The 13,096-nt window shown below is 65.2% G+C and carries 9 protein-coding genes; 2 read left to right on the forward strand and 7 right to left on the reverse strand.

Annotation, left to right across the window (positions count from 1 at the left end; all coding sequences use genetic code 11):
* Nucleotides 1-3 precede the first annotated feature (3 nt).
* The 7 genes from ACEN9O_RS21830 to ACEN9O_RS21860 all read right to left on the reverse strand — a co-directional run bounded on the left by ACEN9O_RS21830 (nt 4) and on the right by ACEN9O_RS21860 (nt 9,485).
* The gene (locus ACEN9O_RS21830) at nt 4-1,230 is read right to left on the reverse strand and encodes a DUF7379 domain-containing protein (protein WP_495613901.1); all 1,227 of its coding nucleotides are present in this window, start codon (nt 1,228-1,230) and stop codon (nt 4-6) included.
* 87 nt (nt 1,231-1,317) lie between these two features.
* The gene (locus ACEN9O_RS21835; protein WP_495613902.1) at nt 1,318-3,684 is read right to left on the reverse strand and encodes a GH36-type glycosyl hydrolase domain-containing protein; all 2,367 of its coding nucleotides are present in this window, start codon (nt 3,682-3,684) and stop codon (nt 1,318-1,320) included.
* On the reverse strand, nt 3,684-5,036 hold the full coding sequence (locus ACEN9O_RS21840; protein ID WP_495613903.1) for an MFS transporter: 1,353 nt from the start codon (nt 5,034-5,036) through the stop codon (nt 3,684-3,686). The genes ACEN9O_RS21835 and ACEN9O_RS21840 overlap by 1 nt, the downstream gene beginning before the upstream one ends.
* 114 nt (nt 5,037-5,150) lie before the next feature.
* Entirely contained in the window at nt 5,151-6,176 is a 1,026-nt protein-coding gene (gntR, locus tag ACEN9O_RS21845; RefSeq protein ID WP_495613904.1) for an HTH-type transcriptional regulator GntR, read from the reverse strand.
* A 67-nt stretch (nt 6,177-6,243) separates the two neighbouring features.
* Nucleotides 6,244-6,747 carry a DUF4124 domain-containing protein gene (locus ACEN9O_RS21850; protein ID WP_495613905.1) on the reverse strand — a complete coding sequence of 168 codons (504 nt, stop codon included), beginning with the start codon at nt 6,745-6,747 and terminating at the stop codon, nt 6,244-6,246.
* Between the two features lie 150 nt (nt 6,748-6,897).
* Nucleotides 6,898-8,313, reverse strand: a complete 1,416-nt coding sequence (locus ACEN9O_RS21855) for a PA domain-containing protein (RefSeq protein ID WP_495613906.1) — start codon at nt 8,311-8,313, stop codon at nt 6,898-6,900.
* A complete protein-coding gene (locus ACEN9O_RS21860; protein WP_495613907.1) occupies nt 8,310-9,485 on the reverse strand; it encodes a choice-of-anchor J domain-containing protein in 1,176 nt (391 codons plus the stop codon). Before ACEN9O_RS21860 ends, ACEN9O_RS21855 begins: the two co-directional genes overlap by 4 nt.
* A gap of 402 nt (nt 9,486-9,887) precedes the next feature.
* On the opposite strand from ACEN9O_RS21860, the gene guaB reads away from it, so the two are divergent.
* A complete protein-coding gene (guaB, locus tag ACEN9O_RS21865; RefSeq protein ID WP_495613908.1) occupies nt 9,888-11,360 on the forward strand; it encodes an IMP dehydrogenase in 1,473 nt (490 codons plus the stop codon).
* Between the two features lie 69 nt (nt 11,361-11,429).
* Nucleotides 11,430-13,040, forward strand: a complete 1,611-nt coding sequence (gene guaA, locus ACEN9O_RS21870; protein ID WP_495613909.1) for a glutamine-hydrolyzing GMP synthase — start codon at nt 11,430-11,432, stop codon at nt 13,038-13,040.
* Nucleotides 13,041-13,096 lie beyond the last annotated feature (56 nt).

Consider the following 13,096-nt stretch of genomic DNA (forward strand, 5'->3'; position numbering starts at 1 on the left):
CGCTCAGGCTGCGCGCTCGATCAGGAACTGGCGCAGCTTCGGCTGCTTGAAGAATTCCGTGTGCCAGACCTCGGACTGTTTTTGCTGCGGCGTGCCGAAGGTCAGCATGTTGGCCTCGGCCACCTGGGCCTCGGGCAGCAGCACGCCGTCGTACGGCACCACCACGTCGTTGTCGGTTTGCATTAGCATGCGGTCGATCAGCGTGCCGGCTTGCGCCAGCTTCGAATGGCCGAAATCGAAGTCGGCGCGCGCGTAGTAGGTGCTGGCGCTGGCGAGCAGCGTATCGCCGCGGTTCAGCTGCCCGATCAGCGCCGAGCCGCTCGCCAGCGCCTTCACGCTGAGCAGCTCGAAGCCCAGCGACACCGCCATCCGCGCCAGCCCGATCACCAGGTCCAGCGCCATGCCGCCGCTGAACGAGGCCAACATGGCCGCCACGTTGAGGAAGTGCCGGATATCTTCCTTCGACGCCAGCGGCGATCCCTGATTGGCCGCCGCCACAAAGAACACCTTGCCCACGCTGGCGATCCGGCCCGCGCGCTGCTTGCCGATCGCGGCCAGCACGGCGTCGCCGGCGTTCGGCGCGGACGCCAGCAGCGAACGCACCACCAGTGCGCCCCGGCTGTGGCAGATAATATCGACCTCCCAGCCTGCATCGGCCGGCAACAGTGCCAGCAGGTCCAGCGCGTTCTGCTGCGGTGTCCTGGCGATGGTCCAGTGGTCGTAGCCGAACACCTGGTTGTCGTAGCGCGCCAGCAGCTGCTGCATGGTGCCGTCCGACGCGAGGTCGGCGAACGCGCCTTCGACGGAACTGAACACGCCGTGCACGAACAGCAGCACCTTGCGTCCGCGCGAGGCCGCCAGTTCCGCCGCCGTCGCCGGCTGACGCCAGCCGTGGCGCAGGCTCAGCAAGGCTTCCTGCTTGTTGTGGGCTTCGATGGTCTCGGCCATCTGCTGCGTCATGCGCTCGCTGACGCGCAGGGCGGCCTGCTTGATCCAGTCCATGCGGCCTGCGGCCGGGTGCATGGGCACCAGCAGCATGGGCGCGGTCCCGGCCGGGAACACGAACTGGATGCAGCCGCTGTCCTTGTGACGCACGATATTGAGGTGCTCGTCGGCGATTTCGGCCGGTGCTAGCGGGGCTGCCGGCAGCAGCGTCAAGGGCGGCGCAACGATGTCCGGTGCGGCGTCGGCCAGAGCCCGTTGTAGTTCCGCATGCTTGGTGAATTGCATGGCGATCTCCTGGTTGCTTTTCGCGCCAGTGTACGACGCGGCGGCCGATCGCCGCGCCGGTTTGCGCAAGCGCGCCGCAGCTATCGTTCAGCGCGGAATCAACACCTCCAGCGCCTGGACTTCGCCGGCCACGATGCCGGCCACGCGCGCATCGGCCAGACGCTCGCCGTCGCGCCAGACCTGGATGTCCGCGACATCCGCCCGTCGTATCGATACCTCGAACGTCGCGCCACGGAACTCGCGTGTGACCTTGATGGCATCCCATGCCTTGGGCAGTTGCGGCGCGATGCGCAGGCCGTCGCCGTCGCCCTGCAGGCCGCACAGGCCTTCGATGAAGCAGCGGTAGGCCCATGACACGGTGCCGGTGTTGAACAACTGGCTGGAGCGGCCGGCCGTGCGCGGATACTCGCGCCAGGCGCCGCGATAGTAGTTGGGGATGAACACCGGCAGCTGGCCGCGCTGCAGATAGTCGGCTTGGTCGGGGCCGGGGATCATCTGGCGCAGCAGCCGGTAAGCGCGTTCGCCTTCGCCGATGGTGTACAGGCTGTAGATGTAGAACACGGCGGCGTGGTTGTAGACCGCCCCGTTCTCCGCCGAGCCGGGATGCTTCTGCGTGACGCGTCCCACATCGTCGCGCATGGCGCTGTACGGCGGCGCGAACATCGCCACGCCGTAGGGCGTCGCCAGCTGCTGCTCCACCTGTTCCAGCATGGAGGAGCGCTGGCCGGCGTCGGCGCTGCCGGCCAGGATCGCCCACGCCTGCGGATTGAGCCAGATGCGGCCCTCCGCATCCTTGCCGATGCCGAAGGTGACGTTGTCGTCGGTGATGCCGCGCGCGTACCACTGGCCGTCCCACAGGTGTTCGTTGGCGGCGCGGTTGACCGCCACGGCGCCGGCGCGGTAACGGCCGGCGCTTTCCGCCAGCGATGCTTCCCCGTGCTGTTCGCAGATCTCCGCCCACAGGTTCAGCGCGTAGGCGGTGGCCACCGTCAGCCAGCCGGACACGCCGCGCCCCTTGTAGCCGACCATGTTCATCGGATCGCACCAGTCGCCTTGCGCGATGTAGCTCAGGCCGCGCTGGTCGCGCGCCTGCAGCAGCCAGTCCATGGCGCGGTGCATGCGCTGGGCGACGGTGAGGGCGGTGCCGCCGTCATGGCCGGCCACGTCGGCGTCGAGGATGCCGTAGTCACCGGTCTCGTCGAGATAGACCTTGAGCGCGACCGGCAGCCACACGCAATGGTCGGTGTGCGGCACCTGGTTGATGTATTTGAGTTCCGCGCCCTCGGCCAGCAGTATCCCGTCCGGCATGGCGCCGCTGGCCTCCTGCTGCGACAAGGCGTGCAGGAGGGCGGCGCGCATCACGCCGGGGCGGATGTAGCTCATGCCCATATTGTCCTGCAGGTAGTTGCGGGTCTGCGGATCGGTGCTGAGGCGGTTGACGTCGCCGTGATAGAACACCTGGCGCGGCAGCCAGTGGTTGACGAAGTTGTCCAGGTCCGGGTCCGGCGTCTCGATCCGCAGGCAGCCGCGCCCGCCGGCGATGTAGGCGGCGTAATCGGCGCGCGCCGCGTCGAAGGCGGCGGCGCTCAGGTATTTGCCGCGCACCGCGCGGATCTCGGCGTCGTCGAAGGCTGGGCCGAAGATGAAGCGGTAGTCGTGCGATGCGCCCGCCGCCAGCGCCAGCCGGTACTGCACCACGGCGGCTGGCGTTTCATAGCGCGCGTCGCCGTTGGACAGCTGCTCCGCCTGGATGGCGGACGGATGATGCAGGCCGCCTTCGCCTTCGAAGGCTGTCTGCTGCACCTCCCACGCCTGCGGCGCTTCCTCGCACAGGAAGTAGGTCTTGTCCTTGAAATCCTTCTGCTTGAAGTAGTCGTCCACCTTTTGATACGGCGTGACGCAGCTGGCCACCACGCCGCCCAGGTCGGCGCGGTATTCGCCGGACTGGTTCATCCACGACATATAGCCGATCGGGAAGTAGGGGTACACGCTCAGCTTGCGCGCGCGGCCGGACAGGTCGGTCACGCGCAGCGACCACAGTTCCACCACGTCCTCCACCGGCAGGCTCAGTGTCAGCTCGACGCGCACGCCCAGGTGCTCGACGGCCCAACCGATATCGCTTTTGCCGACCGAGAAGGTGAACGCGTCCACCGGCGCGCGCACCGGCTCGTACGGCGCCGAGAACAGCTCGCCCGTTTCCTCGTCCTTGATGTAGAAGAAGCGGCCCGGATGATGCGCGTAGTAGTTCTGCTCCGGCTGCATGAAGGTCTTGGCCTCCAGGTTGGGCGCGTAGGCATACTTGGCCGGCTCCGGCTGCATGAACTGGGCGGTGGCGTAGCCGCGGCAGGTCGCCTGTATCATCATTTTACGGTTCCACAGGAAGCCTGCCGCGCGCGGCATGGCCGTGGGGCTGGTCAGTTCGTAGCGGTCGCCGTCGTGGGTAGGGCGCAACATCAAGCGGTCTCCATGGTTGTTTTGCGCGCCGCCAGGTCCGTCTGGATCCCGGCCAGCGTGGCATTGTCGAGGTTATAGAAGAACATCACGGCGACGGCGCACAGCGCGAACGCCGCCGGTATCAGGGACATCAGCCAGACGATGCCGGCCTGCGAGCCGGACGTCTGCGCCACATTGGCCACATAGCCCAGCCGCGTGAACAGCCAGCCGATGACGGCCACGGCGACGGCGGTGCCCAGCTTTTGCGAGAAGGTGGCGGCGGCGAAGGTCATTGCGGTGGCGCGGCGGCCGGTGCGCCATTCGTTGTAGTCGGCGGTGTCGGCGTACATCGAGAAGGCCAGCGGCGATTTCGGGCCCAGCGCCAGGCCGGTGGCGATCTGCAGCGCGAACATCAGCGTGACCTGCTCTTTGCCGACGAAGAAGAAGGCCAGCGACAGCAGGGCGGTGATGCTCATCAGGATCATCATCAGCGCCTTCTTGTCGATGAAGCGCGTCAGGAGCGGCGTCAGGGCGGCGCCGGCGGCGGCCGAGAGCATATAGGCCGGCACGAAGCCCTGCATCAGCTCCGGCCTGCCGACCACGTACTTGAAGTAGTAGGCCGCGCTGGTGGTGCGCAGCGTGATGGTGATCATGATGATCAGCGCCAGGAAGAACAGCACCATCCACGGCCGGTTGCGCGACAGGTCGCGCACGTCCTGCCAGACCTTGCTGTCCTGCGCGGCCGGCGGTGCGATGCGCTCGCGCGTATTGAGGAAGGTGAGCGCGAACAGCGCCGAGGCCAGCACGCCCCACGCCAGCATGGTCAGCTGCCAGCCGAGTCGATCGTCGCCGTGACCCAGCCAGCGCACCAGCGCCGGCGTGGCCGCCGTGACCAGCGTGCCGCCGGCGAAGGCGAAGACGAAGCGCAGGCCGTTGACGGTGGAGCGCTCCTGCGGATCGGCCGAAAGCACGCCGGACAGGGCGTTGTACGGGATGTTGATGCAGGTGTAGCAGACCATCATCAGCAGATAGCTGCCGTAGGCCCAGGCGATCCTGCCGCCCTCCGGCAGGTCGGGCGTGGTGTAGGTGAGGACGGCGGCGCAGGCCAGCGGCACGGGAAGCCAGATCAGGTAAGGGCGGAACTTGCCGTGGCGGGTGCGGGTGCGGTCGGCCAGGGCGCCGATCAGCGGATCGGTGAAGGCGTTGACGAGCTTGATGGCGAAGACCATCGCCGCCGCTGCTGCGGCCGAGATGCCGAAAACGTCGGTGTAGAAAATCAGCAGGAAGGTGGCGATATTGGTCCAATAAAAATTGAAGCCCATATCGGCAACGCCGTAGCTGATTTTTTCGCGCCAGGTCAGGGGAGTGTTCACCGGTTGAGTCGTCTCATTCAATTGGTAGCGCTAACAATGCTGATCGCAGTGTAGGCGTTTGGCAAAATTTGTAAACAAGATTTGATGCTGCGGCGCAGCGGCGGCGCGCCGTTTTCACGCGCTCTCGCGCGCCATCAGCGTGAAGCCGAGGTCGATCTGCCGGCTGGCCGGCTGTTCGCCCTTGATGACGGCGCGCAGCAGCTTGGCCGCCTCGTAGCCGATGCGGTAGCGCGGCGTGGCGACCGTGGTCAGCGAGGGATTCATCCAGGCCGAGGCGGGCAGGTCGTTGAAGCCGCAGATGGCCAGCTGCCCCGGCACGGCGATGCCGCGCCGCTGGGATTGGTAGACGGCGCCGTGGGCCAGGTCGTCGTTGCAGCAGAAGATGGCGTCGCAGTCGGGCGCCTGCGCCAGCATGCGGCCCAGCAGCTCGGCGCCCAGCGCGATGGTGGACGGCTCGCCCACCATCACCTCCAGCTTGCTGTCGAGCAGGCCGGCTTCCTGCATGGCCTGGCGATAGCCTTCGGCGCGGCGCAGGGTGCGCTCGTCCAGTTGAGCGGCGAGGAAACCGACGCGCTTGTGGCCCTTGTCGATCAGGTAGCGCGTCATCGCGTAGCCGGCCTGCACCTGCGAGAAGCCCACCGTCAGCTGCGACGGATCGGCCGAGATGTCCATCATCGACACCACCGGCACGCGCGAATGGGTCAGGATCTGCTGCACGCGCGGGCTGTGGCTCAGGCCGGAGAGCAGCATGCCGTCGGGATTGGACTGCAGATAAGTGCCGATCAGCTTTTCCTCTTCCTTGTCGGAGTAGCGGGTATTGCCGATCAGGATCTGGTAGTCGTCGGCATCCAGCGCATCCTGGATGCCGGCCAGCACTTCGGTGAACACCGCGTTCGACAGCGACGGCACCAGCACCGCGATCACCTTCGATTGCGACGAGGCCAGCGCGCGGGCGGCGCGGTTGGGCACGTAGCCCAGTTCGGCGACCGCCTTGTCCACGCGGTCGCGCAGCGCCTGCGACACCATGTCCGGCTGGGTGATGGCGCGCGAGGCGGTCATGGTCGCCACGCCGGCGTGCTCGGCCACCATCGCCAAAGTGATGCGGCCGCTTGCGCGGCTCTTGTTCGTTGCTGTCTTCATAGGAGGTAATCGCTGGCGCTTGTTGATAGCGATATCATACGGCAGCTTGGCGGTCCGCCGACAGGGGCTATTTGCATCCAGCCAACACTTTCTGGTTCTTTTTTGCCATTTCGGCACGTTCGGCGTCGCCCATGATGCCGCGTTCGCCGTTGCTGTCGTAATTCGTCAGCCGCACGCCGTCGGCCAGCGCCTGCTGGTTCTTGCGGGCGGCGTCGCAATTGGCGGCGATATCGGCTTTTTGCTGGGCTTCCTCGGCGGCCTTTTTGTCCGCCGCGGCGGCGTCGGCCTTGCGCTTGTTGAAGTCGGCATTGCGCTCGGCCAGCGTCGGCGGCCGCTTGACGGGCGCTTCCGGCGCAGCTTCGGTCGCTGGCGCTTCGGCTTCGGCATTGGGGTTGAACGGCGCCTTGCCGGGCGCCTTCAGGATGCGCTGCTCCGGCACCGAGGGCGGCGGCGGGCGGTCCGACAACTGCTTGACGCCCTTGTCGTCGATCCAGATGTACTGGGCCATCGCCAGCGAGGAGGCCGCCAGCAGCAGGGCGCCGGCCAGGCAATGCAAAGTACGGTCAGTCATGGTGACGCTCCAGAAACCAGTAAGGCAGGCACCGATTTCGCCATGATTTGCGGCAACTGTCAACAGTAAACGAGAAAGCCCGTCGTCCCGGGGGCGACGGGCTGGTCGGAGGTGGCTGCCGGACGGGCCAGCCACGCGCCGCGGCGGTGCTTACCAGCCTACATCACGCAGCAGCGGGAAGGACAGGTCGAACGGCGGCGTTACCTCGTGGGTCAGGTCGTTGTTGATCGCCGGTTCCATCAGCAGGTTGGGGAAGGCGCTGACGTCGTAGTGCGACACCGACGAACCGCCCTGGTACGGGTTAGGCGCGAACATCAGCAAACGTCCCGCGGTATCGGCGCCTGCGCGCAGGGCCAGGTTCACGCCGAGGTTGGCAAACACGTTCGAGTGCAGGCGGGTGCGCTTGGCCAGGGCCGTTTTCAGCGCAACGCCGTCGCTCTGCGAGATGCGCACCGCTGGAATGGTGACGCTGGGATCCGAACCACCCAGGCCGGGCGGAGGCGAACCGGCGGCGTTGTCGGCGACGATCATGCCGATCGCGCCGGCGTCCTGCACGGCCTTGGCCTTGATCGTGAAGGCGCAGACGCCGCGGTCCACCAGGGCGATCTTGCCGTTGACGGCGGCGGCGTTGAGCGCCGACAGCGGGCCGCAAGCCAGACCGAGGTTAGGCGCGGTATCGACCACCGGCATGATTTCGCCGGTCATGCCAGGGCTGCTGAGCGCCGGGCCGAAGCTGGCGGTGCCGACCTGCAGGGTGCCGGCGATGTTGGCCGGGCTCAGCAAGGTCAAGGCCGGAGCGCCTTGTTGCAGCACGGTGCTGACATAGCTGTTGGCGATCGGACCGTTCCAGACCAGCTTGCCGGACTTCAGCGACGAGGCGGCGCGCTCGGCGTCGGTCATGTCTTTCCACAGCTTGTCGGTGGTGGTGTCCTTCAGGTAGAAGTCCCAGATGCTGGGCGTGCCGCTCAGCTGCGCGCCGGTCGATCCGTTGGTGTAGGTCTGGAAGCCCAGGCCGTGGCCGAATTCATGGGTCAGCACCGTGACCAGGTCGACCGCGGTACCGTGGTTGGCGTCCAGGCCCAGGTAGAACGGCGAACCGGACAGGCAGGTCGACTTGCCCAGGTTGATGTTGAAGCGGGCGCGGATGTCGGCGACGTCTGTGTCAGGATCGCTGCCGGTCAGCTTGCCGGTCTGGGCCTTGCCATACCATGCGCCGGCTTGCGGGGCGCCGGCGAAATCGCGGAACACCTCGGTGGCGCCGGCGCTGCCCAGCACAGCCGAGGTGGCGGTGCAGGTCAGCGGTTCCCAGGTGGCCAGCACGCGGATGGTGGTCGAGCTGGTTAGCGTGGCGCCCCATTTGTTGGCGGCGGCCTGGAACGCGTTCAGGCGCTGCACACCCAGCGTGGTGCCGGCGTTACCGCCGACCGGTGCGACCACGGTCGGGTCATTGAAGCCGACGTTGGCAGGATCGCCGTTGACGATGACGATCGTCGCGGCAGCCCAGCTGGAGGAGGCGAACAGGCAGGCGGCAGCGGCGGCCAGGGCGTTCAGGGTAAGGCGCTTCATTGTTGTTCTCCTTTCACGGCAGGCAGGCTAGGGCCGTGCGCCAGGTGGTGGGCGACATCTTCGCCGGGGACGCAGGACTCGACCAGCTTGCCGTCGGCATCCTTGTGGATCACGGCAAAGCTGACGCTGGAGTCGTCCAGCTTGCGGCCGATGCCGCCCTTTGCGGTGGTCAGCGGGGCAATGCGGCCGCCCAACGCCAGACGGCCACCGGCCTTGGCGCTGGTGGCAGGTACGGCTGCTGCGGCCAGTTCGGCGGCTTGCTCGGCCGAAGGTCCGACCAGCTGGCCGGTGCTCGCATCTTTGTAGGCCACCATGCCGGCGCCGGCAGGCGCGGCGTTCGCGCTTAGCTCAGGCGCGACGACGACGCGCGCGTTCGGAAAACTCATCAGGCCGTTGGCGCCAGTTTGCGGCTCGGCCGCTTGCGCCACCAGGGCGCTGGCCGACAGGCCGGCCAGAGCCAGCAGGCGCAGTTTCTTGCGGCTGAACGCTACCACGCCCAGGCCCAGCAGCAGCATCAGCGCGGCGCTTGGTTCCGGCACGGCGCTGATGTTGACCGAGTCGATGCCGATGTAGTTGCCATTAAGCGAGTTGTCGTCCACGACGTAGCGGAATGCAAAGCGGCCGGTGGTCGCGCCGGACAGGCCCGACAATGACAGGGAATAATCTTCTTTCCAGTCGCTGCCGTCGGTGCTGGAGAACGCTGGGTGCAGCAGGACGAAGTCACCGGTCGACGTGGTCGATGAGCCCACATTCGCGCTTGCGCCATGCGTGCTGTAATAGACTTCAACCTTATCGACCGCGCCGAGGCTGCTCTCGCCGAGCAGGCGCATCGAGAAGTTCAGCTTTTCGCCGTTCGTCATGGCGACTTCCGGCGTGATCAGCCAATTGCTGATGGCGCCGCCGTAGGTGGCGTTGGTATAGTCGGCTGCGATGTAGGAACTGGCGGGGTTGGAAGCAGCGGGGAAATAGGCGGGGTTGCCCTGGAACCAGTTGGTCGAACCAACCTCGTTATTGACGCCACCAACCGAGCCGGTGCTGTTGTTGGTCATCACCCAGCCGCTGGCGCCGAGGGTGCTGATGTCATTGAATCCTTCGTTTAGCAAAGGACTGGCGAAGACGGAGCTGGTAGCAACGGTGGCTACGAGTCCGATCAGGTATTTATTCAAGTTCATGATGCCCCAATGGTATTGTTTGCTTGCATACAATTCGCTACGGCAAGCGAGCGCGTTGAACATGTCAGACGGCAACGGTTGTGTGCCTCTGGCCCAAATGACTACGTTTAATAAAGTACAGCAATTTTTCTTGGCTATCTATATATATTATTTATAAAATATCCACGAATCCGGGCCTGAAAGCGCTCCCATGCCCGATATTGGCTAGCACAGCAGTAGTTGATGGCCCCCGCAATTAGAGTCCAGAGTCGAGGCTTTTTTGCAACATGGTCGGGAAGACATTACGTGAGGCAAGTAAATTTTCGACGAGGCAGGCGGCGGCCGTCTCCGGCGGTTTGCAGAAGTTTCGGACAAACCACGGCTGATTCTGTATAATCTGCTTTTGCGCCTATAGGAAATGCTATGCGTCTTCTCCAAAAAGCACTCACGTTTGATGACGTGCTTCTCGTCCCCGCGTACTCGAATGTTCTGCCTGCCGATACGTCCCTCAAAACTCGCCTGACCCGCAACATCAGTCTGAACATCCCGCTGCTGTCCGCAGCGATGGACACGGTCACCGAAGCCCGCCTGGCGATCGCCATGGCACAAGAGGGCGGCATAGGTATCATCCACAAGAACCTGAATCCGAAAGATCAGGCGCGCGAAGTGGCACGCGTCAAGCGTTTCGAGGCCGGCGTGCTGCGTGATCCGATCACGATCCCACCGACCATGAAGATCCGCGACGTCATCAAGCTGACCGAGCAATATGGCATTTCCGGCTTCCCTGTCGTCGAAGGCAAGGAAGTGGTCGGCATCATCACCAACCGCGACCTGCGCTTCGAACAGGAACTCGAAGCCGAAGCCCGCGCCAAGATGACGCCGCGTCAAAAGCTGGTGTTCGTCAAAGAGGGCGCGGAAGGCGCCGACCGCGACGAAGCCAAGCGCCTGATGAACAAGCACCGCCTCGAGCGCGTGCTGGTCGTCAACGACGCCTTCGAACTGCGCGGCCTGATCACCGTTAAGGATATCCAGAAATCCACCGAGCACCCGCTGGCGTCGAAAGACTCGCAGGGCAAGCTGCTGGTCGGCGCCGCAGTCGGCGTTGGCGCCAAGGATGAAGAGCGGATCGAACTGCTGGTCGCTGCCGGTGTGGACGTGCTGGTGGTCGACACCGCCCACGGCCACTCGCAAGGCATCCTGGACCGCGTGAAATGGATCAAGACCAAGTTCCCGCAGGTCGACGTCATCGGCGGCAACATCGCCACCGCGGCCGCCGCCAAGGCGCTGGTCGAATACGGCGCCGACGCGGTCAAGGTCGGCATCGGTCCGGGCTCGATCTGCACCACCCGCATCGTGGCAGGCGTCGGCGTGCCACAGATCACCGCGATCTCCAACGTGGCCGAGGCGCTCGAAGGCACCGGCGTGCCGTGCATCGCCGACGGCGGCATCCGCTTCTCGGGCGACATCTCCAAGGCCCTGGCGGCCGGCGCGTCGACCGTGATGATGGGCTCCATGTTTGCCGGCACCGAAGAGGCGCCAGGCGAAGTGATCCTGTACCAGGGCCGTTCGTACAAGTCGTATCGCGGCATGGGCTCGCTGGGCGCCATGTCTGACGGTTCGGCCGACCGCTACTTCCAGGACGCCACCATGAAGGCCGACAAGTTCGTGCCCGAGGGGATCGAAGGCCGCGTCGCCTACAAGGGCAGCGTGCTGGCGATCATCTTCCAGCTGGTCGGCGGCGTGCGTCAATCGATGGGTTACTGCGGCTGCGCCACCATCGACGAGCTGCGTAACAAAGCCGAGTTCGTCGAGATCACCTCGGCCGGCATGCGCGAATCGCATGTGCACGACGTGCAAATCACCAAGGAAGCGCCGAACTACCGTTCCGGCGACTAACCAGTCCTTGCAACGCCGGCTTAGCTAAGCCGGCGTTTTTCTATTCTTTACCTCTCCAGTACATTACTCATGCACTCAAAAATCCTCATTCTCGATTTCGGCTCCCAAGTCACCCAGCTGATCGCGCGCCGCGTGCGCGACTCCGGCGTGTTCTCGGAAGTGTACCCGTATGACGTCAGCGACGAGTTCGTGCGCAACTACGGCGCCGCCGGCGTGATCCTGTCGGGCAGCCACAGCTCGACCCTGGAAGGCGACGCCCCGCGCGCGCCGGATGCCGTGTTCGAACTGGGCGTGCCGGTGCTGGGGATTTGCTACGGCATGCAAACCATGGCGGCCCAGCTGGGCGGCAAGGTCGAGAACGGCCTGGTGCGCGAATTCGGCTACGCCGAAGTGCGCGCCCGCAGCCACACCAAACTGCTCGACGGCATCAACGACTTCGTCACCGAAGAAGGCCACGGCATGCTGAAGGTATGGATGAGCCACGGCGACAAGGTGCTGGACATGCCGCCCGGCTTCGTCCTGATGGGTAACACCCCGAGCTGCCCGATCGCCGCCATGGCCAACGAAGAGAAGCGCTTCTACGGCGTGCAGTGGCACCCGGAAGTGACGCACACGGTGCAGGGCAAGGCCATGCTGGGCCGCTTCGTGCACGAGATCTGCGGCTGCAAATCGGACTGGAACATGCCGGACTACATCTCGGAAGCGGTCGAGAAAATCCGCGCGCAAGTGGGCACCGATGAAGTGATCCTGGGCCTGTCCGGCGGCGTCGATTCGTCGGTGGCCGCCGCGCTGATCCACCGCGCCATCGGCGACCAGCTGACCTGCGTGTTCGTCGATCACGGCCTGCTGCGCCTGGACGAAGGCAAGATGGTGATGGACATGTTCGCCAAGAACCTGGGCGTCAAGGTGATCCGCATCGACGCCGAAGATCAGTTCATGGGCCACCTGGCCGGCGTTGCCGATCCGGAGCAGAAGCGCAAGATCATCGGCCGCGAATTCGTCGAGGTGTTCCAGGTCGAGTCGGGCAAGCTGGTCAACGCCAAGTGGCTGGCGCAGGGCACCATCTACCCGGACGTGATCGAGTCGGCCGGCAAGGGCAAGAAGGGCCAGACCATCAAGAGCCACCACAACGTCGGCGGCCTGCCGGAGACGATGAAGCTCAAGCTGCTGGAGCCGCTGCGCGAACTGTTCAAGGACGAGGTGCGCAAGCTGGGCGTGGCGCTGGGCCTGCCGCATGACATGGTCTACCGTCATCCATTCCCGGGCCCAGGCCTGGGCGTGCGCATCCTCGGCGAAGTGAAGAAGGACTACGCCGACTTGCTGCGCCGTGCCGATGCGATCTTCATCGAAGAGCTGCGCAACACGCCGTACGAGCCGGTGGTGGTGCCCGGCTTCGACCAGGACAGCGTGCCGACCAACTGGTACGAGGCGACGTCGCAGGCGTTTGCCGTATTCCTGCCGGTGAAGTCGGTGGGCGTGATGGGCGACGGCCGCACCTACGAATACGTGGTGGCGCTGCGCGCCGTGCAGACGCAGGACTTCATGACCGCGCACTGGGCGCACCTGCCGCACGCGCTGCTGGGCAAGGTGTCCAACCGCATCATCAACGAAGTGCGCGGCATCAACCGCGTGGTCTACGATATCTCGGGCAAGCCGCCCGCGACCATCGAGTGGGAGTGACGAGCTCGCTTTGAGTCATTGATTTAATGCGATAGATAAAAGGTCGTTGGTGATGC

Source organism: Duganella sp. Dugasp78, assembly GCF_059491455.1.

Excerpts from the sequence above, each read along its gene's own strand:
- ACEN9O_RS21830 (WP_495613901.1), bottom strand. The coding sequence starts at position 1,230 with ATGCAATTCACCAAGCATGCGGAACTACAACGGGCTCTGGCCGACGCC.
- ACEN9O_RS21835 (WP_495613902.1), bottom strand. The coding sequence starts at position 3,684 with ATGTTGCGCCCTACCCACGACGGCGACCGCTACGAACTGACCAGCCCC.
- gntR (WP_495613904.1), bottom strand. The coding sequence starts at position 6,176 with ATGAAGACAGCAACGAACAAGAGCCGCGCAAGCGGCCGCATCACTTTG.
- ACEN9O_RS21850 (WP_495613905.1), bottom strand. The coding sequence starts at position 6,747 with ATGACTGACCGTACTTTGCATTGCCTGGCCGGCGCCCTGCTGCTGGCG.
- ACEN9O_RS21855 (WP_495613906.1), bottom strand. The coding sequence starts at position 8,313 with ATGAAGCGCCTTACCCTGAACGCCCTGGCCGCCGCTGCCGCCTGCCTG.
- ACEN9O_RS21860 (WP_495613907.1), bottom strand. The coding sequence starts at position 9,485 with ATGAACTTGAATAAATACCTGATCGGACTCGTAGCCACCGTTGCTACC.
- guaB (WP_495613908.1), top strand. The coding sequence starts at position 9,888 with ATGCGTCTTCTCCAAAAAGCACTCACGTTTGATGACGTGCTTCTCGTC.
- guaA (WP_495613909.1), top strand. The coding sequence starts at position 11,430 with ATGCACTCAAAAATCCTCATTCTCGATTTCGGCTCCCAAGTCACCCAG.